The sequence below is a fragment of the Streptomyces chrestomyceticus JCM 4735 genome (assembly GCF_003865135.1).
Lineage (GTDB): Bacteria > Actinomycetota > Actinomycetes > Streptomycetales > Streptomycetaceae > Streptomyces > Streptomyces chrestomyceticus.
In genome coordinates, this window is record NZ_BHZC01000001.1 from 8,945,399 (window position 1) to 8,971,599 (window position 26,201).

A 26,201-nucleotide genomic window follows, 5' to 3' on the forward strand; every position below is an offset into this window, starting at 1 on the left:
TGGCAGGCGGCGGGGCGGCGCGGGCCGGTGGCCGGGTGCGGCGGGGCCGCGGGCAGCAGGGCCGCGGGCGCCGTTACAACGCGCAGCGCCTGATCGCGAAGCGGTACAGCCGCCGCCAGAACAGCCGGTTGATGACGACGACGTAGACGCTCATCAGGACGGCGCCGAGGAAGTTGCGGGCGAAGTCGCCGTCGGTGGTGGCCTGCTGGATGTACGCGCCGATGCCGAACGCGGTGAGCGTGGTGGTGCCGTAACTGACGGTCTCCGCCTGGATCGAGGCGTTCCAGGCGCCGCCCGACGCGGTCAGCGCCCCGGTGACGTAGGACGGAAAGACCGCCGGCAGGATCAGCTTCCGCCAGCGCAGCCACCCGCGCAGCCCCAGGTCGGCGGCGGCCTCGCGCAGGTCGCCGGGGATGGCCCCGGCCCCCGCGATGACGTTGAACAGCACGTACCACTGGGCGCCCAGCGCCATCAGCACGATGCAGCCCCAGTTCAGCGAGATGCCGGAGGCGCCCAGCACCACCACCGCGAGCGGGAAGACGAAGTTCGTAGGGAAGGAGGCCAGGACCTGCACGACCGGCTGGGCGATCCGGTTGACCTTGGGGTTCATCCCGATCCACGCGCCGATGGGCACCCACACCAGGGTCGAGAAGGCGACCAGCAGCAGCACCCGGCCGTAGGTGACCAGCGCCAGCAGCGCGTCGTGGCCGATCTCCGGCAGGGGCACGTGGGCCAGGACGTAGGAGAACGCTTTCCACACGATGGCCACGACGGCCGCGGCGTAGAGCACGGTGAAGGCGATGTCCGCCGCCCTGCGGCGCGCGGCGTCGTGCCGCAGTCGCCCGCGGCCGGTGCCCAGCACCCGCATGGCACGGTCGAGCCGCTCACCGACCGGGCGCAGGGCGCGCGCCAGATGACCGGGCAGGGTGGAGCGGCGCAGCAACTGCAGGAACCAACTGCGCGGCTGCTCGGCGATCTCGCACTCCTCGGTGCGGAAGCGCTCGGCCCAGGCCGTCAGCGGCCGCCAGAAGAAGAAGTTGACCGACACCACTGTCACGATCATCACGCCGACGGCCAGCGCGACCCGGGCGCCTTCCCCGTCGTCCAGGGCCTGGGCCGCGTACGAGCCGATGCCCGGCAGGGCGTTGTCACGGTGGTTGACGCTGATCGTCTCGGAGGCGCTGAGCGCGAACCAGGCGGCACCGAAGCTGATCATGCCGTTCCAGACCTGGGAGATCATGCCGCTGGGCACGTCCAGCTTCCAGAACCGCTGCCACCGGGTGAGCCCCATCAGCCGGGCCGCCTCGTCCAGCTCCCGTGGCTGGGTGGCGAGCGACTGGTAGAAGGCCAGGGCCATGTTCCACACCAGCGCGGTGAAGACGGCGAAGACCGAGGCGCACTCCAGGCCCAGCGTGGAGTGCGGGAACAGGGCGACGAAGCCGGTGACGGTGATGCTGAGGAAGGCCAGGACCGGTACGGACTGCAGGATGTCGATCGCCGGGACGATCACCTTGGCGGCCCGCCGGGACCGCGCGGCCCAGGTGCCGAACACGAAGGTGAAGAGCACCGCGGGCACCAGTCCGGCGAACATCCGCAGGACGGAACGCGCCGCGTAGTACGGCAGATTTCCGGGATCGGTGGAGACGGCCGGCGGATTTCCGGGCCGGAAAGGCTGGTCGGTGGTGGCCCCGACGCGGGCCACGAGGTAAAAGAGCGCGACGACACCGCAGATGATGAAGAGGTCGACGGGGCGCATTCGGGCAGCGCGTATCGCGCCGCCGGACGGGAACTGGCGGAGTTTCGTCATGGAGGTACCCGAGAGAATTCGTGCGGGCAGGCCGGCGCGGCGGCGAAGCGGTCGCCGCGGGGCGGGCGCGCTGCCCGGCAGACGGACGCCGCGGGCCGTACGGCCCGGTCAGCGGGGAGGGCGGCCAGCGGGACTGGGAGGATCGCCGTACTGCACAACGACCACCTCCTCGAATTCTTCGGCACGGGGCGGCACGGCCTCGGACGGCCGGCGCCGGAAAGAATGATGGCACGCAATGTGCGGCATGGTCAAAAACTCGCGCTAGATTTCCGTAAAGCTGAAAGCCTCTTCAGGAAATCGGCGTCCGACGGCCTCGGGAAGGGTCCGGCGAAAGGATTCCGTAATTTCTGAGAACGTGTTCAGGATTCACCTCGCAGCGGGTTCGGGGAGTTCTGAAGACGCGTTCAGAATTCACCCGCGCAGGGCCCGCGCCGCCGTACGGAGACCGAGCCGGGGCCGGTGCGGAACCGGGCCCGGCCCGGACCGGCCCCCGGGGCACCGGCGACCCTCCGGGTGATGGGACAATGGCGGTGATGATTAAGGAAGACCACCGCAGCGAGAACCAGACCGACCCGGCCGCCTCCGAGGACACCGAGGCGGACACCGTACGGCGGCAGGCCCGGCTGACCCTGGCGGGCCAGGCCCGTGACGCCGAGGAGCTGAAGATGCTCCTGGAGATGCTGGGCCTGCACCCCTCCCAGGAGGGCGAGAGCTGAGCGTCCCGGGAGGGCGAGAGCTGAGCGAAAACGGGAGCGGGCCCGGCAGCCTGGCCGGACCCGCTCCCGTACCGGTCGGGATCAGCGCCCCTGCAGCGCCTTGACGTTGTTGCCGAACGACCACGCCTTCGAGCCGTCCCAGTTCAGCGACCAGGTCATCAGGCCCTTCAGCCCGCCCCGGTAGGTGTTCCATGCCTGGCTCACCAGCCCCGGCGACATGTACCCGCCGCCCGCTCCGGGCTGCGCCGGCAGGCCGGGTACCTGCTTGTCGTACGGGACCTTGATGGTGGTGCCCTGGATGACCAGCCCCTTGTTCAGGCAGTCCGTCTGCTTCGTGAAGCCCTGGACGGTACCGGCGGAGTACGCGTCGCCGGAGCAGCCGTACATGCTGCCGTTGTAGTACTGCATGTTGAGCCACCAGAGGCGGCCGTTGTCCGCGTACTTCTTCACGATGGGCAGGTACGCGCCCCAGATCGAGCCGTACGTCACGCTGCCGCCGGTGACGTAGGCGGTCTCCGGGGCCATCGTCAGGCCGAAGTTCGACGGCATCCGGTCGAGCACGCCGTCGATGATGCGGATCAGGTTGGCCTGCGAGGCCGAGAGCGTGTTGATGTTGCCGCTGCCGGTGAGGCCGGTCTCGATGTCGATGTCGATGCCGTCGAAGTTGTACTTCTTCAGGATCGGCACCACCGTCTCCACGAACCGGTCGGCGACCTTGCTGGAGCTGAGGTCGATGCCGGCCGCGGCGCCGCCGATGGACATCAGGATCGTCTGGCCCGCCGCCTTGGCCTCGCACATCTCGGCGGGCGTCGCGACCTTCACGGTCGCGTCCATGCCGTCCTCCCACAGGACCGTGCCGTCCGAGCGGATGACGGGGAAGGCGGCGTTGAGCACGTTGTAGCCGTGCGCGCCGATCCGGGAGTCGGTGATCGGGGTCCAGCCGAACGGCGGGTGGACGCCGTTGGCGGCGCCGTCCCAGTTCTCCCAGTAGCCCTGGAGCACCTTGCCCGCGGGCTTGGACTTGACCGGACAGGTGGTCTCCCGGGGGGCGGCGCTCGGCGCCGCGGCGGTCAGCAGTGAGACGGCACAGGCCGACGCCAGGCCGATGCCGAGCAGGCGGGACGCCCGACCGAACATGGTGTGCTCCTTTCCGGCCGTGGCGTGGCCGGGGGGACTGAGGAGGGGGAACGGTGGAGCGCGGGGGAGGAACGCGTGGTGCTGGTGGTGCGCGGGGGGTGAATGGGGCGGTGCACGGTGCGTTGCCCGAACCGTAGGGTCACCCATGGAGACCGTCAATAGGTCTGGACCAACTCGGTGCGGGGGTGCAGGCGGGACGGAGGCGGCGGCGGTACGGAGCCCGTACGGAGCGGGCGCATCACCCCGTACGTCACGACCGGGGCAGCGCCGGCTCCCCCTCGCCCGCGGCCGACAACCCGCCGTCCTCGGCCCGCAACTCCTGACGGGACGTCGGCAGGTCACGGACCCGCCGGAGCGGCGAGAAGAGCAGGAACACGGCGGCCAGCGGAATCCCCGCGGTGGTGATCCAGATGGCCGCGCGCAGGCCGAGCGCCGAGCCGAGCGCGCCGCCGAGCAGCGCGCCGAGCGGAATCGTGCCGTACCCCAGGAAGGTCGAACCGGCGGTGACCCGGCCGAGCAGCCGCGGCGGGCAGTACCGCTGCTGGAACCCCGCCTTGATCACGTTCCCGGCCACCACTCCGGCCGAGACGCAGCAGCCGCCCGCGATGAAGAACACGACCCCGGCGCCGTCCGTGGTCAGCGGGATCAGCAGCGCGAACAGCGCCAGACCGAACTCGAACAGCAGCGTCGCGCGGGCCGTCCCCACCCGCACGGCGGCCCGGCGGGCGAGGAAGGCGCCCACCACGCCCCCGGCCCCGGTCGCCGCGACCAGACCGCCGACCACCGCGGGGGACAGGCCCACGGTCTGCACGAGGAAGATCACCAGGACGGCCTGGTACCCCATCAGGGCCAGGTTGGAGGCGGCGCCGAACAGGGTCAGCGTACGGAGCCAGGGATCACCGGCGATCAGCCGCAGCCCTTCGCCGACCTCTCCGGCGAGCGCTCCCGGGCGCCGCTCCGTCCGCTCGGCACGGGGCTCGCGGTGCCGGATGCCCGACAGGCACAGCAGCGCGACGAGGAAGGTCGCGGCTTGGGCGAACATCCCGTTCACCGCCCCCGCCGCCTGCGTGATCAGGCCGCCGGAGCCCTGCCCGGCGACCTGCGCGGCGGACGCGCTGCCGTGCAGCTTGGCATTGCCCTCGGCCTGGTCCTCGGGGGCCAGGATGCTGGGCAGGTAGGCGGTGTAGGCGGTCTGGAAGAACACCGTCGCCGTACCCGTCAGAAGGGCGACGGCCAGCAGCAGGCCCGTACTCAGCAATCCGCACCACGCGGCCACCGGGACACCGGCGAACAGCACGCAGGAGACCGCGGCGGCGGTCATCATGACCGGCCGGCGCCGCAGCCGGTCCACCCAGGCGCCCACCGGCAGGCCGATGACCAGCCACGGCAGCCAGGCGGCGGCGCTCAGCATCCCCACCTCGAAGGCCCCGGCGTGCAGGACGGACACGGCGACCAGCGGCATCGCCACCCCGGTCACCGAGGCGCCGAACTTGCCGGCGGTCTCGCCGCACCACAGCAGCCGGAAGTCGCGATGGCGCCGCAGCAGACCGCCGCGCCGCTCGGTGCTCCGCTTCACGCGTCGCCCCGCTCTCTGCGCGGGAAGGACTGGAGCTGTACGACGACGGGGAGCGCGTCCGGCGCGGCCTCGGCGTCCGGGGCGGGGGTGTGGCGCGCGACGACCTCGAACAGTTCGGCGTTCAGCGCCTTGAGCTGTGCGGGGGACAGCCGCAGATCGTGCCAGTCCGCGACGGTGCCCGCCTGCCGCCAGGTCTGGTCCCAGTCCTCGGCGACATAGTCCGTGACCCGGTTGAAGTACTGCTGCACGAGTTCATGCAGATAGACGGAGAGGGCGCCCCGGGAATCGGGATCGTCGTGGAAGTCGGCGGTATGCGGATCGTTGGTGACATCGACCCGTTTCCACCAGCGTTCGCGTTTGGTACCGCGTCCGGTCTCCTCCTCGATGAAGCCGTGTTCGGCGAGGTGGCGCAGGTGCCAGCTCACGGTGCCGGTGTTCTCCCCGAGGCGTTCGGAGAGCCGGGCGGAGGTGGCCGGGCCGTCGAGGGTGAGCAGTTCGAAGATACGCATCCGCAGCGGGTGGGCGAGCCCGCGCAGACTGCGGGCGTCCAGGCGGCGGGCGGGGCGGGAGTGCGCGGGGCCGGTGGCGGCGCCGTGCTCCGGGGCGGGTTCGGGCTGGGCGGACATGGCAGCAGCATAGGTTGCAGAGAGTCCTCTGCACAGAGGTTGCAGAGAACTCTCTGCATGTTTTGGGACGGGTCCTCAGAGCGCTGCGGGGTGCGCGCCGTACGGCCGCGCGGGGTGTCGCGCCCATACAAAAACCCCGGTCCGTATTGACGGCCGGGGTGAATCTCTGCGTATATTAGGCGTTTGCATGTCTTGGTAATTCTTCAATACATGACTTGCCACTAGAGAACACGGTATCGGAGCGGAGCTGAATTGTCAAACGAGGAATTGCGGCAGGAGCAGGAATTCACCGACCTGCTCTACGGACGCCTCGCCGAACTGCGGGCCGGGGCCGAGTCCGCCGTCCAGCGCGCGCTGCCGCTGGAGGGGAACAACTTCCAGGCACGGCTGGAACGCGATGTGACGGTCGCCGAACAGTCCGGGCTGCTGGCCGCCCTCGACGCGGGGGAGAACGGCCTGTGCTTCGGCCGCCTCGCGTTCCGTGACGGCGCCGACCACCACATCGGCCGGATCGGCATCCGCCGCGACGACGCCGACCGTACGCCGATGGTCATCGACTGGCGGGCCGACGTCGCCCGCCCCTTCTACCTCGCCACCGGCCACACCCCCATGGGCCTGCGCCGCCGGCGCCACATCACCACCCAGGGCCGGCGGGTCACCGCCCTGCACGACGAGATCCTGGACCTCACCGACGCCGAACGCACCGGCCACGAGGGCTCCGACGCGGACGCCGTGCTGCTCGCCGCCCTCGACGCCGCCCGCACCGGCCGGATGCACGACATCGTGCAGACCATCCAGGCCGAACAGGACCGGATCATCCGCGCCCCGCACCACGGCGTCATGGTCGTGGAAGGCGGCCCCGGCACCGGCAAGACCGCCGTCGCCCTGCACCGCGCCGCGTACCTGCTGTACGCGCACCGCGAGCAGCTCGCCCGCCGCGCCGTGCTGATCGTCGGCCCCAACCCGGCCTTCCTCGGCTACATCGAGGAGGTGCTGCCCTCGCTCGGCGAGACGGGCGTCCTGCTCGCCACACCCGCCGAACTGTTCCCCGGTGTGACCGCGACCGGCACCGACACCGCGCGGGCCGCCGAGGTCAAGGGCGGTGCCGCCATGGCGGACGCGCTGGCACGGTTCGTCCGCGACCGGCAGGCCCTGCCCGACCCCGCCCTGGTCATCGACCACGAGGACGGCGAACTGGTGCTGGATGCGGACATCGCGGCCGCCGCCCGGGAACACGCGCGCACCACCCGGCTGCCGCACAACCTCGCCCGCCCGTACTTCGCCTTCCACGTCATCGACGCGCTCACCGCGCAACTGGCCGACCGGATCGGCGCCGACCCGTACGGCGGGCCCAACCTCCTCGGCCCGGACGACGTCGCCCAGCTCGGCAAGGCGGTCGCCGTCAGCCCCGACGTGCACGCCGCCATCCAGGAGCTGTGGCCCGAACTCACCCCGCAGCAACTGGTCGCCGACTTCCTCGCCGACCCCGTCCACCTCCCGGACGCCGACGCGGACGCCATCCGCCGGACCAACAGCCACCACGGCCCCTGGCCGGAGGAGGACGCCTGGACGCCCGCGGACATCCCGCTGCTGGACGAGGCCGCCGAACTCCTCGGCGAGGACGACTCCGCGGCCCGCGCCGCCCAGGAGGCGGAACGCCAGGAGCGGATCAAGTACGCCCAGGGCGTGCTCGACCTCTCCTACGGCTCCCGTACCCAGGAGTTCGAGGACAAGGACGACGAGGACTCCGAGGTGCTGGCCGCGCACGACCTCATCGACGCGGACCGGCTCGCGGACCGGCACGAGGAGGCCGACCACCGCAGCGCCGCCGAACGGGCCGCCGCCGACCGCACCTGGGCCTTCGGCCACATCATCGTGGACGAGGCGCAGGAGCTGTCCGCGATGATGTGGCGGCTGCTGATGCGCCGCTGCCCGACCCGCTCCATGACGCTGGTCGGCGACCCGGCGCAGACCGCGGAACCGGGCGGCTGCGGTAGCTGGGAGTCGATCCTCGCCCCGTACGTGGCCGACCGCTGGGAACTGGTCCGGCTGGGCGTCAACTACCGCACCCCCAGCGAGATCATGGAGATCGCGGCCGAGGTGCCCCGCGCCGTGGACGCCTCCTTCGAGCCGCCGCGTTCCATCCGCTCCACCGGCGTACGGCCCTGGGCCCTCGGCGCCGCCGCCGACGACCTGCCGCGGGCGGTCGCCGACGCGGTCGTACGGGAGACGGCCGGCGGCTCCCGGTCTCGCCCGGCGGAGGCGGGGGAGAGCGGCGACGGCGGTCCGGGGGAGGGCCGGCTCGCGGTCATCGCCCCGAAGGCCCACCACCCGGCCCTGGCCGCCGCGCTCTCCGCCGCCCTGCCGGACGTGTCCACCGGCGCGGACCTCGACCTGACCCGTCCGGTCGTGCTGCTCGACCCCCGGCAGGCCAAGGGCCTGGAGTTCGACACCGTGCTCGTGGTCGAACCGGCCGGGTTCGGGACCAGCGACCTGTACGTCGCCCTCACCAGGGCGACCCAGCGGCTGGGCGTGGTGCACACCGGGACGCTGCCGACGGCGCTGCGGTCCCTGGCGGATGCGGCCACGGAGCCCGAGGCGGCAGGGTCGGGCCGTTGACCGTACGGTACGGGGGCGCCGCACACCCGGGGCGGCGCCCCCGTACCGCGCCTGACGGTCCGGCGGCGACCGCACCGCCGGAGCGCTACTGGGCGCTCGCCGCCGGCCGTACGACCAGTTCGTTCACGTCGACGTCCGTAGGTTGGCCGATCGCGAAGGCGATGGCGTCCGCGACCGCGGCGGCGGGCAGGGCCACCGCGCGGTAGGTCCGCATCGCCTCCCGGGCCAGCGGATCGCCGATGCCGTCCGCGAGTTCGGACTCGGTGACGCCGGGGGAGACGACGGTGACCCGGATGTCACCCCCGGACTCCTGGCGCAGCCCCTCGGACAGGGCGCGCACCGCGAACTTCGTGGCGCAGTAGACCGCGGCGGTCGGCGACACCTCGTACGCGCCGACCGAGGCGATGTTGACGAAGTGCCCGCCGCCCTGCGCCCGCATCACGGGCAGCGCGGCGGCGATCCCGTGCACCACACCGCGGACGTTCACGTCGAGCATCCGGTCCCACTCCTCGGTCCGCAACGCCTCCAGGGGCGACAGCGGCATCACGCCCGCGTTGTTGACCAGGACGTCCACCCGCCCGAACGTGGCCCGCGCCGCGTCGACGAAGGACCGTACGTCGGCGGCGTCGGTGACGTCCAGACGCCGGTACGCCGCCGAGCCGCCCCCGTCGCCGAGCCGCCCGGTCAGCTCCGCCAGCCGGTCGGTGCGGCGGGCGCCGAGGAAGACGTGGTGCCCGTCGGCGGCCAGCCGCCGCGCGGTGGCCTCGCCGATGCCGCTGCTCGCGCCGGTGATCAGGACGACCTTGCCGTCCGCGCCCTCCGGGCCGCCGGTGCCGGGGGCCGGGGCGGGGCTCGTGGGCGCGGAGGTCTTCGCGTTCATGCCGTGTACTGCCTTTCGAAGGTGCTGTTCCGAGGCTCGATGCCTGCGGTGCGTTCGCCTGCGGCTCGTTCGTCCGCCCTCAAGAGGCTGGCCCGCAGCGCACAAGGCCACCAGGACGGACCGTGCCCGGGTGCCCCGCACCCACCCTCGCCACGGCGTACGGTGACTCCTGATCCGGATCGGACAGGAACGGATGTGCGGTGCTTGTCGTCCCGGAGCGCCGGAGATATCCGGAGACAAGAACGTATCCCCGGACCCGGGAGGGCGCATGGACGTGTCGGAGCGGTACCGCGAGGCGTGGGAGAGCTACTGGCGCGACACCTCGGACGCGCCGGGCGCGGCCATCTTCGACTGCGCCGCCGAACTGGCCGCCGGACACCACCTGCCGCTGCTGGCCCCCTTCGCCGACGCCGCACTCCCCGTCGTCGACCTGGGCTGCGGCACCGGCACCCAGACCCGCTACCTGGCCCGGCACTTCCCGCTGGCCGTCGGTGTGGACCTCGCCGAGGCCGCCGTCGCCCACGCACGGCGGGCCGACACCGAGGGCACTGCCCGGTTCGAGCAGTTGGACGCCACCGACCAGGACGCCGTCCGGCGGCTGCACCAGCGCCTCGGCGACGTCAACGTCTACCTGCGCGCGGTGATCCACCAGAGCGAACCCGACGCCCGCCCCGCGATCGCCGCCGCGGTCGCCACCCTGATCGGCGACCGAGGACGCGCCTTCGTCGTCGAACTGCTGGCCGGCGCCAAGGACGTCCTGGCCCACGCGGCCCAGGGTGCCGACGGCCCGCCCCCGAAGCTGGCCAGCATCTTCGCGCACGGCCTGACCCCCGCCGCCGCGGAGGACGCCGCCGTCCCCGGCTTCTTCCGCGACCTGGGCCTGCCGGTGCTGGACCGCGGCGAGATCGACCTGGTGATGACCGAACACCGCGCGGACGGTGTACGCATCGACCTGCCGGCCCAGTGGATGGTCCTCGGCCGCTGACCGTGAACTCCGCTACCAGCGAGCCTGTTTGACGCACCGCGCGGCTAATATGAAGCCATCGCTCTGCGCGACGACGCCTGAGTGCCGCCGTCCGGCTGACCCCCGTCGGGTCCCCTTCCCGTTCGGGGGTCAGTCGTCCCGGGCGCCCCGCGATCTCGTCCGCGTGTACGCCGTTCGCTCGCAAGCACGGCCGAATGGCGCGTAGTTGACGCTCCGACCGTGCCTTTTCGGCCGGGTGCGCAGCAGCCGCGTACCGGCCGCGCCCCGGATGCGTCGACGCACGGGCAGGCCGGGCAGACTCCCCGCCTACACCTTCCGAACACGTGCAGTACGGGGGTACCGGTGGGGCGCAACAAGGACTTCATGACGGCTCTGCTCATGGCCCGCAAGGCACTCTCCAAGGGGGTCGCGGGGCTGAGCCGGCGTCTGGACGACGTGCGGTGCGAGGTGGCGCTGCTGCGGCAGGAGGTCGCCGACGTACGGCAGTTGGCCGCCGTGGGAGTGGAGCCGCTCGGGAGTACGGAGCCGCCCGAAGCCACGGAATTCGCCGACAGCGCGGGGCGGGCCGACAGCGCGGACCCCGCTGAGGCCACGCAGCCCGAGTGGCCTGACCCGGACCTGGCCGACACCGGCCAAGAGCCCCCCTTCCCCCCTCTCACGGACGAGGACGAGGAAGCGGCGGACGTGGGCGCGGACACGGAGAACGCCTTCATCGAGAAGATCGACGCCGCCCCTGGCCGCCATGAGACGCAGGAGGACGTCGATCACGGCGTGCTGCTCCTGAAGGCGGCTCAGGCCGGGCCGGTCGCCCTGATCTGTCACCGGGAGGTGTGGGAGTTCCTCGCCGCCTGCGCCGCCGGCGAAGAGCACTTCTGCTTCGCGTACGAGCTGACGGACGAGGGCGACGGCCGGGTACGGGCCATGCTGTCCGGCCGCTCCGTCATCGGCGCGCTGACCGCCTTGCGCCGTACCCGCGACGCCAGCCATCTGGACGGCACCTGGGCGCTGGCGAGCGTTCTCTACTCCCGGATCGCCGAGACGCTGCGGGCCACGGCCCGGGACGGGAAGCGGCCGCCGGCCGTCCTGCTGGACGACGGCGTCATTGATTGATTTTCGACAGGTGCACATCGATAATCGATAAATGCACCGTTACTTCATCGCCATACTCCGTGCGGGCATCGCCGCAGCCGTCCTGTTCGGCCTCTTCGGTCAGGCCGTGGTCATCCCCTCGACGGCAGCCGAAGAGGTCGACCGCTTCCCGCCGTACGCCGCGTTCGCCACGCCCTACGTGCTGGTGGCGATCGCCGGTGTCGCCTGTGTGCAAGTGGCGCTCGTCGCCGTCTGGATGCTGCTGACCATGGTCGAGCGTGACGCCATCTTCACCTCGCGGGCCTTCCGCTGGGTCGACACCATCATCGGCGCCTCGGTCGCGGCGACGCTGCTGGCGGCAGGCGTCACCGTGCATCTGGGACTCGCCGAGATCCCCTCGCCCGACGACGGCATGGACGTCGTCGGCGCGCTGGCCGCCGCGACCGTGGCCGTCGGCGTGGGAGCGGCGTTCGCCATGCTCGTCGTCGTCATGCGGAGCCTGCTGCGCAAGGCGGCCGACCTGCAGACGGAGATGGCCGCAGTGGTCTGATGGCGATCATCGTCGGCCTCGACGTCCAGCTCGCCCAACGCGACCTGCCCGTCGGCGGATTCGCCGACACCGTGGGCATCACGCCCGCCCACATCGCCGTACTGCGGTGGGTGCCGGACGAGGACGCGGCGGACGGCCACACCTGGCGCCGCGCCACCCTCCACGGGCGACTCCCCGCGGGCGGGTGGCTGTGAGGCTGGGTGGGCCGGGGAGGGACTGTTGCGGGAGGGGGCGGTGGCATGGTGCGACTCTGTGGTGTCCGGCCGCTGGTGGGGCGGGTCGTGCGGCAGGTGGTGCGGGTCAATGTGCTGGATCTCGCCACCCGGCTGGCGGCGCAGGCGTTTCTGGCCGCGTTGCCGATGCTCATCGCCGTCTCGTCCTTCTGCCCGCATGCGGTACGGCAGGAGCTGCTGAGTTCGCTGCGTTCCGTGTTCGGGGCGGACAACCCGCTGCGCGGTCAGGTCGAGGCGGCTTACGGGTACCGGGAGCAGGTGTCGCACAGTTGGGGCGCGGTCGGTGTGCTGGTCGCCCTGGTGTCCGCCACGGCCTTCACCCGGGTGCTCCAGCGGGTGTGCGAACGGTCCTGGCGCCTGCCGCATTCGGGGGCGCGGATCGTGGCGTGGCGCTGGGCGTTGTGGCTCGTGGTCTGGGTGGTGATGCTGGTGTTCCAGGGGATGATCCATCGTGCCTTCGGCGCGGGGCCCGTTCTCGGCGTGTCCTTGCAACTCGTGTGCTCCGTGCTGATGTGGTGGTGGACCCAGCATCTGCTGCTCGCCGGGCGGCTGCCCTGGATGCCGCTGCTGCCGGGGGCGTTGCTGACCGGTGCGGGAGTGGTGACGTTCTCCCTGCTCTCGGGGCTCTGGCTGCCGCGGACGCTGACCCGGAGCGTCGAGCGGTACGGGCCGCTCGGCACCGTCTTCACGCTGCTGTCCTGGCTGATCCTCTTCTTCGCCACCGTCGTGCTCGGCATCGCCGTCGGACAGGTGCTCGCCCGCACCGAGGCCGTCCGGCGCCGGCTGAGGCTGCCGGACGTCCCGTCAGACTGACTTCGCCACCGCCACCCGGCCGTCGCGCGCGGCCTCGGCCAACGCCCGGTGGTCGCGTTCGTTCTGGTCGGCGTAGCGCTCGGCGAACCGTGCCAGCGCGCGGTCGAAGGTGTCGGAGCGGCCCAGGTAGGCGGCGATGGCGATGCGGTCGCCGGACCGGGCGTGGGCGCGGGCCAGGGTCGTACCGCACAGCCGGCCGAAGAGCCGCATGATGCCGGGCGACATCGTGTCGGCGCGGGGGACGGCCTTCCAGTCGCGCAGTTGGCGCAGGTAGAAGTCGCGCTGCCGCCCGTCCAGTCCCTCGACGCGTTCCCAGCCCAGGAACATGTCGCCGGCCGCCTGCATCAACCGCTGCCCGGTGACGACCCGTTCCCCTTGGTTCGCGCCGGGGGCCGGGCCCGCGAACGGCGCGAGTACCGATTCCTGCGCCTCCTTGGCCTGGAGGAAGAGGGGGTCCTTGTCGTCCCGTCCGAGCAGCAGCAGGACCCAGCAGCGGGTGCCCACGCTGCCGACCCCGACCACCTTGCGGGCCATGTCGACCACGCGGTACTGCGCGAGGAGTGCCTGGCGGTCGGCTTGCAGGGTCCTCGCGTAGCGGTCGACCAGGTCCCGTAACTGCCCCTCCAGATGCGCGCGTTCGACATCGGGGAGGAGGTCGCCGAGCGGTACGACGAGGGGCGGGTCGGGAGTGATCCGCAGCTCGCCGTCGACGACGTGCACCAGCCGCTCCAGGGCCTGGAGGTGGTCGCGGGTCCGGGCCTTGGTGAGGGCACGGGAGATCCGCCGCTGAGCCTGCTGGTCCAGCTCCCCGGCCAGCGCGCCGTACAGCTCGTCCGCGTCGATACGCGTGTACCACACGTCGAGGTGGCGCATCGCGGCGTACTCGCCCATCGCCTCGCGGTACGCGCGTACCGCCTCCCGGACCACGCGGGCCCGCTCCGGCTCGCTGAAACCGTTGGCGCGGCCGGCGATGACGAGGCTGGCCGACAGCCGTTTGACGTCCCACTCCCAAGGGCCCGGCAGCGTCTCGTCGAAGTCGTTGACATCGAACATCAGGTGCCGCTCCGGGGAGGCGAGCAGCCGGAAGTTCAGCATGTGCGCGTCGCCGCACAGTTGGGCCCGCAGTCCGGTGGACGGTGTGCCCGCCAGGTCGCCCGCCATGACGGCGGCGGCTCCGCGGAAGAAGCGGAACGGGGATTCCAGCATCCGTCCGTACCGGATCGGCACCAGTTCCGGGAGCCTGCTCGCCGACTGCCGCTCGATCACGGCGACCGGGTCCGGCCGGTCCGGCGCGGGAGTGAACTCCGCGTGGCCGGACCGCGGTACGCGGGTGCGGGCCGCGCGGCCGCGGGCGGCCCGTTCCTGGGCGGTGGCGTAAGTGCGCTCGGCGCCGGGCATGGCGCCTCCTTCCTGCCGGACACGAGGCACGAATGTCGGCCCGCGCGGCCGGTTCGTCATCACCCCGGCGGTGTGAGGCGGGGGGAGAGGGGACGGGGAGGGGGTGGGGCAGGGGGGAGGTTCGTGGTGGTTGGGGCGGTGTTGGTCCGACGGTTGTCCGGCCCGGCCGGTGCGGGTCCCCTGGCCCGGGTGATGCCCGTACGGCCGGGCCGGCGCACGGTGGCGGCATGGAAGCGACCATGCGGAAACAGCGGTGGCTGGCGCGCGCGTCCCTGGCGGCCGCCGTGGCGGCGGTGCTGGTACTGGGCGTGTTCGCGGGGGTGCGCACCTTCGCCCTGGTGGGCGTCGGACTCCTCGGGCTGGCGGTCACCGCCGCCGCGGTCTGGTGGACCCTGAGCCGGCGAGGCGTTCTGCGCGTCCTCGCCTTCCTGCTGGCCCTGGCCGCTCCGGCCTGGGTCCTCCTGGAGTACACCGGCGCCCACCTGGCCTGGGTCGCCGCCCTGTCCGTGGGGCTGTGGCTGGCCGCCGTCGGCGCGGGCCGGGCCGCCCTCGTCCTGCACACCAGGCCGGTCCCGATGCCCGAACGGCCGGCGCCGGAGACCCGCCACCCCGTACTGATCATGAATCCGCGCTCGGGCGGCGGCAAGGTGGACCGGTTCGGGCTGGGCGAGAAGGCCGCGGCCCTGGGGGCGGAGGTGCTGCTCCTGGAAGGGCCGGGGGAGACCGACGTGGCCGAGCTCGCCCGCAAGGCGGCGGCCGGGGGCGCCGACCTGCTCGGCGTCGCGGGCGGGGACGGCACACAGGCCCTGGTCGCCGATGTCGCGGCCGCTCTCGACCTGCCCTTCCTGGTGATCCCGGCCGGTACGCGCAACCACTTCGCGCTGGACCTGGGCCTGGACCGGGAGGACCCGTCGAAGGCCCTGGACGCCCTGCACGACGGCGTGGAACTCCGTGTCGACCTCGGCCGGGCCGCGGGCCGGCCCTTCGTCAACAACGTGTCGTTCGGCGCCTACGCCGAGGTGGTGCAGAGCCCCGCGTACCGCGACGGCAAGACCCGGACCACGCTGGACCTGCTGCCCGACCTGCTCGTGGGCCACCGGGGCGGCCGGCTCACCGCACAGGCCGGGGAGCACACCTTCCGCGGGCCGCAGGCTCTGCTGGTGAGCAACAACCCGTACGGCACGGGCGACATCGCGGGGCTGGGGCGCCGGGCGCGCCTGGACGGCGGCGTGCTGGGCTGCGTCGGCGTCGAGGTGAGCGGCGCCGCACACGCCGCCGGCCTGGTACGGGGGAGGTGGGCCGCCGGTCTGACGCGGGTGACGGCCACGCACGTCGTCGTCGACGCCGATCAGGAGCGGATCGCGGTCGGCGTCGACGGAGAGGCGCTGCGGCTGCGCGTACCGGTGCACTGCGACATCCGGCCGCTGGCCCTGCGGGTGGTCGTGCCCCGGCGGCGGCCGGGCGTGCGCCTGGCCCGGCCGCCGCTGGACTGGCGCCTGCTCGCGAGGCTGGGGCTGGGACGGGGGCCGGCGCGGAACTCGCGCGAAACGCTGCCGCGCTGAGCTACCGGCTGAACAGGACTACAGCGGCGCGTTGTAGACCTTGTGCGCCTCCCGGTGGCCGTACGTGGCCAGGGACCAGATGACCAGGACGTCGAGCGCGATGATGATCGCCGACCACACGGGGTAGTACGGCGTGAAGAAGAAGTTCTCCAGCGCGCTGAACACCGCGACCCCGATGCCGACGGCACGCGCCCAGGTGCGGCCCTTGAAGAGGTTGAACGCGGCCGCGAAGACGATGATGCCGGAGAGCAACTGGAGCCAGCCCCACCCGTTGATGCTGAAGTCGTACGCGTAGTTCTGCTGGGCCCGGTAGAAGTTGTGGTCGATGATCGCGGCGAGTCCCGCGATCGCGTGGTAGGCCCGATGACGGCCAGGATGCACACGGCGAACACGACGCCGCCCAGCGCGACCGGGCGGATCCGGGGTTCCTGGGCCGGTGTGCCCGGCCGGCTCTGCTCTGCCGAAGTCTGCTCAGTCATGGGGACCTCCTCCTCGGTGGGCCGGAGCATGCCCGAGCGGCCCCGCACCCGGATCACCCGCGGCGGATGAGACCGGGCGGACACCGGCGCGCCGTCACCCTCCCGAGGTGAGGCCGTCCCGCGCGGACCGGCGAGAATGGCAGGGAGGCCAAGCCGCCGCAGCGGAGGTGACTCCATGGGCGCACAGGCGGGTGCGGGGCCCGAACGAGCGGGCGTGCCGTCCGGCGGCGGTGCTTTCGAGATCCGGGTCCGAGGCAGGGTCGGTGCTTCCCTCACCTCTGCCTTCGGCGAGCTGACGGTCCGGCTGCGTCCGGCCGAGACGGTGCTGTACGGGGCGGAGCTCGACCAGGCCGCGCTGTACGGCATCCTCGACCGTATCCAGGCACTGGGACTGGAGCTGCTGGAGGTGCGCCGGCTGCCCGGAACGGCCGGGGCCGGCGGGCCGGACACGCGCGCCGAAGGGCCGTAAGCCCTCTTCCGGCACCGCCGGGTGCCACGCGACGCTGGGTGGGTACCGCCTGCCGCCGGGAGGTGAGGGCATGCCCGCCACGCTCCGTACCGCGCGAAGAGTCCGCAGGACTGCCGGGCCGGGAGACGGCGGCCGGGCGGCTGCCCTGCGCGGACGATTACGGGACCTGGGCCAGGACGCCGGGACGGCGGACCGGGCCGTGACGGCCTGCCTGGTGTGGCTGGCCGACCTCCTCGTGGAGATCGGGGAAGGGCTGGACGATCAGCGGAGCGCGGCGGCGCTGGTGGACGAGGCGGCGGCCGTGCTGGCCTCGACGCCCCGGCCGGACCGGGGCGCCCGGCCCCCGGTGGCGCTGCCCGAGCCGCTGACGGCGCGTGAACTGACCGTGCTGCGCGCGCTGCGGGAGGAGGTGTCGCTGCGCTGCATCGCCGAGGATCTCTTCGTGTCGCACAACACCGTAAAGACTCACGCGCGCGCGGTGTACCGCAAACTCGGCGCCCACTCCCGGACCGAGGCGCTGCACCGGGCCCGGGAGCGAGGGCTCATCCAGTAAGCCGTAGCCGGCAGATCGGGAGGCGTCACAGCAAGTCCAGTTCACGGGCCCGCCGCACCGCCGCCGACCGCCGGGTCACCGCGAGCTTGCGGTAGACGCTCTTCAGATGCGTCTTGACGGTGTTGACCGACAGGTACAGGTCCGCGGCGATCTCCTCGGTGGTCATCATCTGCGCGAGGCGGCCGAGCACCTCCCGCTCCCGCGTGCTGAGCCGCTCGACCGGGTGCGGAGCCACGAGGGGCGGCTCGGGCCGGGCCAGGACGCGGGTACGCGGACCGCCGGGCGGGCCGAGCACGGCGGTACACCCCGGCTCCATCGTCCGCAGCAGTTCCGCGGGCAGCCGGCAGCCGGCCAGGACGTCGCCGATGCGGGCGGCGGACGGCCCGCCCTGCTCCGCCGCCTCGGTGAGCCCCGCCACCAGGGAGCAGATCTCCGTGACGAACGGGTCGGGTGCGTGGCGCAGTACGGCACGCGCGTGCCCGATCTCCCGGCGGGCCTGCGCGGGTTCGCCGCGCGCGAGGCCGGTCCAGGCGCGTACGACGTGCAGCGAGGACCGGGAGCGGTCCGTCGGGGTCCAGGTCGGCAGGGGCGGCTGACAGGCGTGGGTGACGAATTCGCCGGCGGCGCGGAAGCGGCCGCGCAACGTCTCCAGCAGGGCGAGATCGACGAGACAGTCCCGGCGCAGTACGCCGTTCCCGGCGGCGCACGCGGCTTTGAGGCCGGCGGTCAGGGAGACCGAGGCGGCCCGCAGGCTGCCGTCGCGCAACTGGCCGTGCCCGCGGATCGCCAGGGCGAGCGCCGGGATCTCCGGGTGCGCGGCCAGCGTCGCCCGCGTCAGCCGTGGGCACAACGACTCCGTCTCGGCCGCCGCGGACCGGGCGGCCTCCGGAGCCCGGGAGCGGTCCCGGGCCATGCGGATCACGGCGTGCGTCAGTCGGCAGCGGGTGATGCGGTCCTCCTGGTCCGCGGGCAGTTCCCCGACGAGCCGTCCGGCGCCGGCCAGCGAGTCCGCGCAGACCCGTTCGTCGCCCTGGGCCAGGGCCGCGGCGGCGGTGACGAGCGTGGACTCGGGCCCGTCCGCCGCCCCGGCCTCGGGCCGGCGGACCAGGTCGTCCGGCAGGCGGTCCCCGGTCAGCCCCAGGATCTGGCCGATCGCCAGCCGGTGGACGATCAGCCGGTCGGCGCGCCGGTGGTCGCCGGCCGCCGACCAGTGCCGTACCGCGTCGGCGAGCAGCCCGTGGTCGCCCAGCCAGGCGGCGGCCCGGCGGTGCAGTTCGGGCACCAGCGCCGGCGTCTCGTGCCGCAGGCGCATCCGCAGCACGTCGGCGAACATCCGGTGGCAGCGGTACCAGCCGTGCCCGGTGGGCTGGAGGAAGGAGTTCTCCCGTACCAGTGCCGCGAAGTGGCTGCCCGCCTCCTCGCCGGCGAGTTCGGTGGCCAGTTCGGCGTTCATCTGCTCCAGGACGCTCGTCGTCAGCAGCAACCGCCGCATTCCCGGGGGCTGTACGTCCAGGACTTCCTCCACGAGGTAGCTGACCACCGCCTCGTCGTCCCCGGCGAACTGCGCCACGAACTTCTCCGGGGAGGGCTGCTTCTCCATGGACATGGCGGCCAGGCGCAGGCCGGCCGCCCACCCGTCCGCACGTTCCCGCAGGGCGCCCACCACCGGCTTGGCCAGCTCGACGCCGTGCTGGGCGAGCAGCGCGGCCGTCTCCCGGTCGTCGAACGCGAGATCGCGGGTGCGCAGCTCGGTGAGTTCGCCGGACAGCCGGAACCGGTGCAGATGCAGCGGCGGGTCGCGGCGCGCGAGCACCACCAGGCGCAGCGCGGGAGCCGACTGCTTCAGCAGCCCCAGTATGCCCTCGGCGGTCGGCGAGCCGGGCTCCGTACGGAAGTCGTCCAGGACGAGGACCACCGGGGCACGCCGTGCGGCCGGCCCGGACACCGGGCCGGCCACGGACGGCGGGCCGCCGTCGGCCGCCACGAACGGCGGTACGTCCGCGCCGACCGCGTGCAGCGCGCCGGCCACCCGTGACCAGAACATGTCCGGCTGCTCGTCCCGGCCGTCACAGGTCACCCAGGCCACCGGGCCCGGCGGCCGGCCGGTGTGCGCCCACTCCACGGCGAGCGCCGTCTTCCCGGCGCCCACCGGGCCGACGATCACGGTCAGCGGCCCGCAGGTGCCCCAGGAGAGCCGGTCCGTCAGCCGAGGTCTGGGGACCAGCCACCGAGGCAGCGCGGGCACGGTGGCCGGGGGCCCGTCGCGCTGCTCCCTCGGACCCGTGTCCATGGGCGGCACCTCGCTCTCGGAGCGGGAGGGTGCTGCTCAGGCAAGTGTGGGACGGGCCCGGCGGTACGGGCAGCGCGACGGACGCCGTTTCACCCGGGTGAGGTTTGCCGCCCGGACGCCACACTCAGACGGAGTGCAGCGCCGCGATCAGCTCTTCCTCGCGGTCCTTCGTCAGCGACGTACGGAGCACGTGCGGGGAGAAGGGGCGCAGCGCCTCGCGCACCCGGTCCGGCGTGGAGCGGCGCACCAGGGCGAACACCGCGGCGCTGCCCGGCTCCAGGGTGCCCGCGATCTCCTTGACGAAGGCGTCGTTGATGCCCACGTCGCTGAGCTTGCCGGCGACCGCGCCGGTGGCCGCGCCCACCGCGGCGCCGAACACCGGCATCAGGAACAGCATCCCGAGCAGGGTGCCCCACAGGGCGCCGCCGGCCGCACCGCTCGCGGTGGGGTTGTAGGACTGCCGGACATGGATCTTGCCGTCCATGGTGCGCCAGGCCAGGGCCGCGTCCTCCAGGTCGAGCAGTTCCTGGTGGGACAGGTCCTTGGCGAGCCGCAGCACCGCGTCCGCCTTCTCCCGGTCCGAGAACCCGAGTACGACGAGATCGGCCATCGTTGCCTCCTGGTGAACGGCCGGTCGTCCGGCCTGATGTGGGACGGGACAGCCGCCGGCCGGTCCGTGCGCCGGGGCCGCCACCATCCAGCCGGAGCCCGCCGTCCGCCGCGTCACCCACGACAGGTGAGGGCCCGGCGGCACGGGCTCCGGGACGGTGGGCGGCGGAGGTGCGGTGCCATGACCCACGAGGGAACGGCGGACGACGGCCCGGCCGGCGCGGGCTCCGCGCCCGCCGGCGAACTGGAGCGGCTGCGGGCGGAGGTCCGGGAGCTGCGGGCCCGCGCCGGAACGCGGGAGCGGCGGCGGGCCAGGCTGCTGGCCCTCCGGCGCCTCGTCGCGGCGGTGGCGATCGCGCTGGTGGCCGTCCTCACGGTCACCTCGGTCGTCGGGGTGTGGGGCGCGCGCACCGCGCTCGACACGGACCGCTGGGTGGCCACGGTGGGACGGCTGCCCGAGGACCCGGCCGTGAAAAAGGCCGTCTCCGCCTACCTGACGGACGAGATCTTCGACCAGTTGGACGTCGAGCGGCGGCTGTCCGAGGCGCTGCCGCCCCGGGCGTCGTTCGTCGCGGGACCGGTCACCGGCGCGGTGCACGGCTACCTGCGCGACACCGTCACCAAGCTGCTCGGCACGGAACAGTTCCAGGACCTGTGGCGCTCCGCCAACCGCTTCGCGCACGACCGGATCACCGCCGTGCTGGAGGGGCGCAGCGAGGGCGTGCGGGTGCAGGGCGACACGGTCACCCTCAATCTGCTGCCGCTGGTCAACAACCTCCTCAACGCCCTGGAGGACCGGCTCCCCACCCTGTTCGGCAAGCGGCTCGACCTGCCCACCCTGTCGTCCGGAGAGGTCCCGCCCGGGCTGCGCGACCGGATCGGGAAGGCACTCGGTGTGTCCCTGCCCGCCGACTTCGCGCAGATCAAGCTCTACGACCGCGAGACGCTGGGGCAGGTGCAGCAGGCCGTGGTGCTGTGCAAGCGCGGGCTGGTGGGCCTGGTGCTCGCCGTGCCGCTCCTGCTCGGCCTCGCCCTGTGGGTCTCCCCGAACCGCCGGCGCACCCTGCTCCAGTTGGGCCTGTGGCTGGTGGTCAGCGTCACCGCGCTCTCCGCCGTCCTGCGGGCGGTACGGGACCAGCTCCTCGCCCAGGTGCCGTCCGGCGTCTACCGGGACGGGGTGCGGAACGCGCTGTGGACGGTCTTCACGACGCTGCGTGACCGAGGCGACCTGCTGCTGTGGCTCGGTGTCCTCCTGGCCGTCGTGATGTACCTGGTAGGCCCCGGACGGCTGCCCGTCGGCCTGCGCCACCAGACGTCCCGGGGCGCTCGGGCCACCGGCCGGTTCGCCGTGCGCGCCGGTCGGAAGGTGTCCACGGGGAGCGGAGCACACGCGTGGGTACGCGACCACGCCGACGTGCTCCGGGTCGCCGGCGTGGTCGTCGCCGCCCTGGTCGCCCTGCTGCTGTCGTCCTGGGCGAGCCTCTTCGTCATCGCGGTGGTGCTGGCGGCGTACGAGGCCGCGGTAACGCTCGCGCTGCGCGACAGTTCCTCACCCCGGTCAGGTGAGGCGGCCCCCGGGGTGGCCGCCGAGCCTGGTGCCGGGGGAGCCCGCGAGGCAGGGAGGCAGGCATGAACACGCAGGCAAACGAGGAAGCATCCGGACCGGCCGGCGACGGCGACCGCCGGCAGTTGTGGGGTCCCTACCTGAGCGAACGCCAGTGGGGCACGGTCCGCGAGGACTACAGCGCGGGCGGTGACGCCTGGTCGTACTTCCCGCACGAGCACGCCCGCTCCCGGGCCTACCGCTGGGGCGAGGACGGCCTCGGCGGCATCTCCGACGCGAAGCAGCGCCTCTGCTTCGCCCTCGCACTGTGGAACGGGCGCGACCCCATCCTCAAGGAGCGCGCCTTCGGCCTGACCAACGGGGAGGGCAACCACGGCGAGGACGTGAAGGAGTACTACTTCTACCTCGACAGCACGCCCACCCACTCCTACATGCGCTACCTGTACAAGTACCCGCAGGCCGAGTTCCCCTACCACGACCTGGTGGCCACCAACCAGGCCCGCACCCGCCAGGAGTTCGAGTACGAGCTGCTCGACACCGGGGTCTTCGACGACGACCGGTACTTCGACGTCACCGTCGAGTACGCCAAGGCCGACGACGACGACATCCTGATCCGCATCACCGTCGCCAACCGCGGCCCCGACGAGGCGACCGCGCACGTCCTGCCCACCCTGTGGTTCCGCAACACCTGGTCCTGGTACGGAGGCGCCGTCGCCGCGCCACGGCTGGCCGCGGCCGCCGGACCGAGCCGGACGGCGACCGTCCGGGCCGTCCACCCCGAGCTGGGCAGCTACGACCTGCGCTGCGCCGAAGCGGTCCCGCTGCTGTTCACCGAGAACGAGAGCGACAACGAGCGGCTGTTCGGCACGCCCAACGCCTCGCCGTACGTCAAGGACGGCATCGGCCGCGCCGTCGTCGACGGGGAGAAGGAGGCCGTCAATCCGGCCGCGGAGGGCACCAAGGCCGCCGCGCACTACACCCTGACCGTCCCCGCCGGCGGCGAGGAGACCCTGCGGCTGCGCCTCGCGCCCACCGGCTCCTCCCTGTCACTGGCCGGCGGCTTCGACACCGTGTTCCGGGAGCGGATCACCGAAGCCGACGCCTTCTACCGCGAACTGGCCCCGCCCGGCGCCAGTGAGGACGAGGCCCGGGTGCTGCGCCAGGCCGTCGCCGGAATGCTGTGGACCAAGCAGTACTACGGCTTCGACCTGGAGACCTGGCTGTCCGAGCACGGCCTGGACCCGTGGAGCCTGCCGCGGCCCGGCGTCCGCAACCGCGAGTGGTTCCACATGGTTAGCGACGACATCATCTCCATGCCCGACAAGTGGGAGTACCCGTGGTTCGCCGCCTGGGACCTGGCGTTCCACGCCGTGGCCCTGTCGGCCGTGGACAGCCGCTTCGCGAAGCAGCAGCTCGAACTGCTGCTCCAGGACGCCTACCTGCACCCCAACGGCCAGGTCCCTGCCTACGAGTGGAACTTCGGCGACGTCAACCCGCCGGTGCACGCCTGGGCCGCGTACTTCGTCCACCTGATGGAGGAACGCACCACCGGCACCGCCGACCCCGCGTTCCTGGAGCGCACCTTCCACAAGCTCCTGACGAACTTCACCTGGTGGGTCAACCGCAAGGACCCCGAGGGCCGCAACCTCTTCCAGGGCGGCTTCCTCGGCCTGGACAACATCGGCGTCTTCGACCGCAGCGCGCCACTGCCCACCGGCGGCCGGCTCGAACAGGCCGACGGCACCGCCTGGATGGCCCTGTACTGCCAGTCCATGCTCCAGATCGCCCTGGAACTGGTCGAGCACAACCCCTCCTACCAGGAACTGGTGCTGAAATTCGTCGAGCACTACCTGTGGATCGCCGGCTCCATGGACCGCGTCGGCGACCTCGGGGACGGCCTGTGGGACGAGGAGGACGGGTTCTACTACGACGTGCTGCGCCTGCCCGACGGACAGGCCGTACGGCTCAAGGTCCGGTCGATGGTGGGACTGCTGCCGCTGTGCGCGTCGACCGTCTTCCGCCCGCGGCAGCTCGAGCGGATACCGGGCCTGGGCGAGCGGCTGCGCCGCTTCGCCGACCGCCACCCCTCCCTGTCCGTCACCCTGGCGTCGGCCGGGGCGGGGGAGACCGGCGGGGCCCGGCTGCTGTCCGTCGTGGACGAGAAGAAGCTGGTACGGGTCCTCGGCCACCTCCTGTCCGAGGACGAGTTCCTCGGCCCGTACGGCATCCGGTCCCTCTCCCGCCACCACGCCGAGCACCCGTACACCTTCTGGGTGCACGGGGAGGAATACCGGGTGTCCTACCTGCCCGCCGAGTCCGACACAGGCATGTTCGGCGGCAACTCCAACTGGCGCGGCCCGGTGTGGTTCCCGATGAACGCCCTGGTCGTCCGCGGGCTGCTCAATCTGTACGGCTTCTACGGCGACGGGTTCACCGTCGAGTGCCCGACCGGCTCGGGCGTGCGGATGACCCTGTTCGAGGCCGCCGAGGAGATCTCCCGCCGGCTCACCCGCATCTTCCTGCGCGGTGAGGACGGCCGGCGGCCGGTCTACGGTGGGCAGGAGAAGTTCCGCGACGACCCGCACTGGCGCGACCTGATCCTCTTCCACGAGTACTTCCACGGCGACAACGGCGCCGGGATCGGCGCGGCCCACCAGACCGGCTGGACGGGCCTGCTGATCACCCTGATGAAGATCTTCGGCACGCTCACGCCCGGCGACTTCCTGGCGGAGCCGGCCCGGAAGGAGAGGCCATGACCGAGCTGCCGGCACAGCCCGTCGTGTACGAGGTCAACACCCGGGTGTGGCTGCGCGAGGTGGGGCGCCGCACCGGCGGCCCGGCCGGGCTCGGCGACGTGCCCAAGGACGCGTGGGACGAGATCACCCCGCACGGCATCGACGCCGTCTGGCTCATGGGGGTGTGGGAGCGCAGCCCGCGGGGCCGCGGCATCGCCCTGTGGGACCCGTCCCTGCGTACCGCGTTCGACCGGGCCGTACCGGGCGTCGAGGAGGGCGACATCGCCGGTTCGCCGTACTGCATCCGGCGCTACGAGGTCGACGCGGCGCTCGGCGGTGCCGAAGGGCTGGCCGCCGCGCGCGCCGAACTCGACAGCCGCGGCATCGGGCTGCTGCTCGACTACGTCCCCAACCACGTCGCCCCGGACAGCCCCTGGGTGACCGAGCACCCCGAGTACTTCGTACGGGGCACCGTCGACGAGGTACGGCGCGATCCGGCCGCCTACCTCGACACCGGGACCGCGGTCCTCGCCCGCGGCCGTGACCCCTTCTTCCCGCCCTGGCCGGACGTGGTGCAGCTCAACGCCTTTGAACCGGCTGTGCGCCGGGCGACGACGGACGTGCTCGGCCGCATCGGGCAGGTCTGCGACGGCGTGCGCTGCGACATGGCGATGCTGCTGATGAACGACATCTTCGCCCGCACCTGGGGGCAGCGCGCGGGAAGCCCGCCACCGGACGACTTCTGGCCCACGGTCATCGGCGGAGTACGGGAGCGGCACCCCGGCATGACGTTCGTCGCCGAGGCGTACTGGGACCTCGAATGGGACCTGCAGCAGCAGGGGTTCGACTTCTGCTACGACAAGCGTCTCTACGACCGGGTCCTGAACGAGGGCCCCGAGTCGGTGCGGCAGCACCTGACGGCCGACGAGACGTACCAGCGCAAGCTCGTACGGTTCCTGGAGAACCACGACGAGCCCCGGGCCGCGGAGACCCTGCACCCGGCCAAGGAGCGCGCGGCGGCGGTCCTGATCGCCACGCTGCCGGGCGCGACGCTGTGGCACGAAGGCCAGTTCACCGGGCGCCGCACCCATCTGCCGGTCTTCCTGGACCGGCGCCCGGACGAGCCCGCTGACACCGCGCTGCGGGCCTTCCACGAGAGGCTGCTGGCCGGCGTGCACCGCAGCGGGATGCGGACCGGCCGCTGGCAGCTCCTGGAGTGCGCGGGCTGGCCCGACAACGCGTCCGCCGCCAACCTGCTCGCCTGGTGCTGGACAGGCCCCGCCGGACGCTTCCTGACGGTGCTGAACCTCTCGGACCAGCCGGCCCAGGGACGCGTCCGGCTGCCGTGGCCGGAGCTGGACCCCGGCGCATGGGTGCTGACCGGGCTGCTGGACGGCGAGCGGTACACCCGCTCCGGGACCGAGCTGACCGGCCCCGGCCTGTTCGTCGGTCTGGACGCCTGGGGCACGCACGTCCTGGCCGTCGGCCGGGACCGGGACTGAACGGGGCTG

Annotated in this window: 22 protein-coding genes; 13 read left to right on the forward strand and 9 right to left on the reverse strand. The window is 72.7% G+C overall.

The genetic code is table 11. The annotated features are described in order from the left end of the window. Window positions 1-73: 73 nt before the first annotated feature. Window positions 74-1,807, reverse strand: a complete 1,734-nt coding sequence (locus EJG53_RS38670; RefSeq protein ID WP_125048794.1) for an ABC transporter permease — start codon at window positions 1,805-1,807, stop codon at window positions 74-76. A gap of 533 nt (window positions 1,808-2,340) precedes the next feature. Here EJG53_RS38670 and EJG53_RS38675 point away from each other — a divergent pair. After that, a complete protein-coding gene (locus EJG53_RS38675) occupies window positions 2,341-2,523 on the forward strand; it encodes a hypothetical protein (RefSeq protein WP_125048795.1) in 183 nt (60 codons plus the stop codon). Window positions 2,524-2,604: 81 nt separating this feature from the next. On the opposite strand, the gene EJG53_RS38680 is transcribed toward EJG53_RS38675, so the two are convergent. From EJG53_RS38680 to EJG53_RS38690, 3 genes are all read right to left on the reverse strand, one after another. Then, window positions 2,605-3,660, reverse strand: a complete 1,056-nt coding sequence (locus EJG53_RS38680; protein WP_125048796.1) for a chitinase — start codon at window positions 3,658-3,660, stop codon at window positions 2,605-2,607. A 250-nt stretch (window positions 3,661-3,910) separates the two neighbouring features. Then, window positions 3,911-5,236 (reverse strand): MFS transporter, encoded by a 1,326-nt coding sequence (locus tag EJG53_RS38685; protein ID WP_125048797.1) that lies wholly within the window; start codon window positions 5,234-5,236, stop codon window positions 3,911-3,913. After that, the gene (locus EJG53_RS38690; RefSeq protein ID WP_125048798.1) at window positions 5,233-5,862 is read right to left on the reverse strand and encodes an ArsR/SmtB family transcription factor; all 630 of its coding nucleotides are present in this window, start codon (window positions 5,860-5,862) and stop codon (window positions 5,233-5,235) included. Before EJG53_RS38690 ends, EJG53_RS38685 begins: the two co-directional genes overlap by 4 nt. Window positions 5,863-6,129: 267 nt before the next feature. On the opposite strand from EJG53_RS38690, the gene EJG53_RS38695 reads away from it, so the two are divergent. Continuing rightward, window positions 6,130-8,481 (forward strand): HelD family protein, encoded by a 2,352-nt coding sequence (locus EJG53_RS38695; RefSeq protein WP_125049865.1) that lies wholly within the window; start codon window positions 6,130-6,132, stop codon window positions 8,479-8,481. An 85-nt stretch (window positions 8,482-8,566) separates the two neighbouring features. On the opposite strand, the gene EJG53_RS38700 is transcribed toward EJG53_RS38695, so the two are convergent. Beyond that, window positions 8,567-9,361: an SDR family oxidoreductase gene (locus EJG53_RS38700; RefSeq protein WP_244955519.1), complete on the reverse strand. Its 795-nt coding sequence runs from the start codon at window positions 9,359-9,361 to the stop codon at window positions 8,567-8,569. A 268-nt stretch (window positions 9,362-9,629) separates the two neighbouring features. Between EJG53_RS38700 and EJG53_RS38705 the strand changes: the two genes are divergently transcribed. From EJG53_RS38705 to EJG53_RS38725, 5 genes are all read left to right on the forward strand, one after another. Continuing rightward, the gene (locus EJG53_RS38705; RefSeq protein WP_125048799.1) at window positions 9,630-10,346 is read left to right on the forward strand and encodes a class I SAM-dependent methyltransferase; all 717 of its coding nucleotides are present in this window, start codon (window positions 9,630-9,632) and stop codon (window positions 10,344-10,346) included. Window positions 10,347-10,709: 363 nt separating this feature from the next. Then, complete coding sequence (locus EJG53_RS38710; protein WP_125048800.1) at window positions 10,710-11,456, forward strand: hypothetical protein; 747 nt, start codon at window positions 10,710-10,712, stop codon at window positions 11,454-11,456. A 31-nt stretch (window positions 11,457-11,487) separates the two neighbouring features. Further along, the gene (locus tag EJG53_RS38715) at window positions 11,488-11,985 is read left to right on the forward strand and encodes a DUF2975 domain-containing protein (RefSeq protein WP_125048801.1); all 498 of its coding nucleotides are present in this window, start codon (window positions 11,488-11,490) and stop codon (window positions 11,983-11,985) included. After that, the gene (locus EJG53_RS38720; protein ID WP_125048802.1) at window positions 11,985-12,179 is read left to right on the forward strand and encodes a hypothetical protein; all 195 of its coding nucleotides are present in this window, start codon (window positions 11,985-11,987) and stop codon (window positions 12,177-12,179) included. Before EJG53_RS38715 ends, EJG53_RS38720 begins: the two co-directional genes overlap by 1 nt. A 45-nt stretch (window positions 12,180-12,224) precedes the next feature. Beyond that, window positions 12,225-13,031, forward strand: a complete 807-nt coding sequence (locus EJG53_RS38725; protein ID WP_125048803.1) for a YhjD/YihY/BrkB family envelope integrity protein — start codon at window positions 12,225-12,227, stop codon at window positions 13,029-13,031. On the opposite strand, the gene EJG53_RS38730 is transcribed toward EJG53_RS38725, so the two are convergent. Next, window positions 13,023-14,429 (reverse strand): DUF2252 domain-containing protein, encoded by a 1,407-nt coding sequence (locus tag EJG53_RS38730; protein ID WP_125048804.1) that lies wholly within the window; start codon window positions 14,427-14,429, stop codon window positions 13,023-13,025. The genes EJG53_RS38725 and EJG53_RS38730 overlap by 9 nt on opposite strands. Window positions 14,430-14,656: 227 nt before the next feature. Between EJG53_RS38730 and EJG53_RS38735 the strand changes: the two genes are divergently transcribed. Continuing rightward, complete coding sequence (locus tag EJG53_RS38735) at window positions 14,657-15,991, forward strand: diacylglycerol/lipid kinase family protein (RefSeq protein ID WP_125048805.1); 1,335 nt, start codon at window positions 14,657-14,659, stop codon at window positions 15,989-15,991. An 18-nt stretch (window positions 15,992-16,009) separates the two neighbouring features. On the opposite strand, the gene EJG53_RS38740 is transcribed toward EJG53_RS38735, so the two are convergent. Next, a complete protein-coding gene (locus EJG53_RS38740; RefSeq protein WP_244955520.1) occupies window positions 16,010-16,372 on the reverse strand; it encodes a DUF7144 family membrane protein in 363 nt (120 codons plus the stop codon). Between the two features lie 273 nt (window positions 16,373-16,645). Here EJG53_RS38740 and EJG53_RS38745 point away from each other — a divergent pair, with 273 nt between their 5' ends. Together EJG53_RS38745 and EJG53_RS38750 are read left to right on the forward strand one after the other, a co-directional pair. Next, window positions 16,646-16,939 (forward strand): hypothetical protein, encoded by a 294-nt coding sequence (locus EJG53_RS38745; RefSeq protein ID WP_125048806.1) that lies wholly within the window; start codon window positions 16,646-16,648, stop codon window positions 16,937-16,939. Window positions 16,940-17,009: 70 nt separating this feature from the next. Next, complete coding sequence (locus tag EJG53_RS38750; RefSeq protein WP_244955521.1) at window positions 17,010-17,492, forward strand: helix-turn-helix transcriptional regulator; 483 nt, start codon at window positions 17,010-17,012, stop codon at window positions 17,490-17,492. A 25-nt stretch (window positions 17,493-17,517) separates the two neighbouring features. Here the strand turns inward: EJG53_RS38750 and EJG53_RS38755 are convergent, their stop codons facing one another. Together EJG53_RS38755 and EJG53_RS38760 are read right to left on the reverse strand one after the other, a co-directional pair. Further along, window positions 17,518-19,782 (reverse strand): LuxR C-terminal-related transcriptional regulator, encoded by a 2,265-nt coding sequence (locus tag EJG53_RS38755; RefSeq protein WP_125048807.1) that lies wholly within the window; start codon window positions 19,780-19,782, stop codon window positions 17,518-17,520. 124 nt (window positions 19,783-19,906) lie between these two features. Continuing rightward, window positions 19,907-20,392, reverse strand: a complete 486-nt coding sequence (locus EJG53_RS38760; protein WP_031000224.1) for a DUF1269 domain-containing protein — start codon at window positions 20,390-20,392, stop codon at window positions 19,907-19,909. A 180-nt stretch (window positions 20,393-20,572) separates the two neighbouring features. On the opposite strand from EJG53_RS38760, the gene EJG53_RS38765 reads away from it, so the two are divergent. The 3 genes from EJG53_RS38765 to EJG53_RS38775 are packed head-to-tail and all read left to right on the forward strand — an operon-like array spanning window position 20,573 to window position 26,192. Next, window positions 20,573-22,024 carry a hypothetical protein gene (locus tag EJG53_RS38765; RefSeq protein ID WP_125048808.1) on the forward strand — a complete coding sequence of 484 codons (1,452 nt, stop codon included), beginning with the start codon at window positions 20,573-20,575 and terminating at the stop codon, window positions 22,022-22,024. Next, on the forward strand, window positions 22,021-24,711 hold the full coding sequence (locus tag EJG53_RS38770) for an MGH1-like glycoside hydrolase domain-containing protein (protein WP_125048809.1): 2,691 nt from the start codon (window positions 22,021-22,023) through the stop codon (window positions 24,709-24,711). The genes EJG53_RS38765 and EJG53_RS38770 overlap by 4 nt, the downstream gene beginning before the upstream one ends. After that, window positions 24,708-26,192, forward strand: coding sequence for an alpha-amylase family protein (locus tag EJG53_RS38775; RefSeq protein WP_125048810.1), 1,485 nt, complete (start codon window positions 24,708-24,710; stop codon window positions 26,190-26,192). Before EJG53_RS38770 ends, EJG53_RS38775 begins: the two co-directional genes overlap by 4 nt. Window positions 26,193-26,201: the final 9 nt, after the last annotated feature.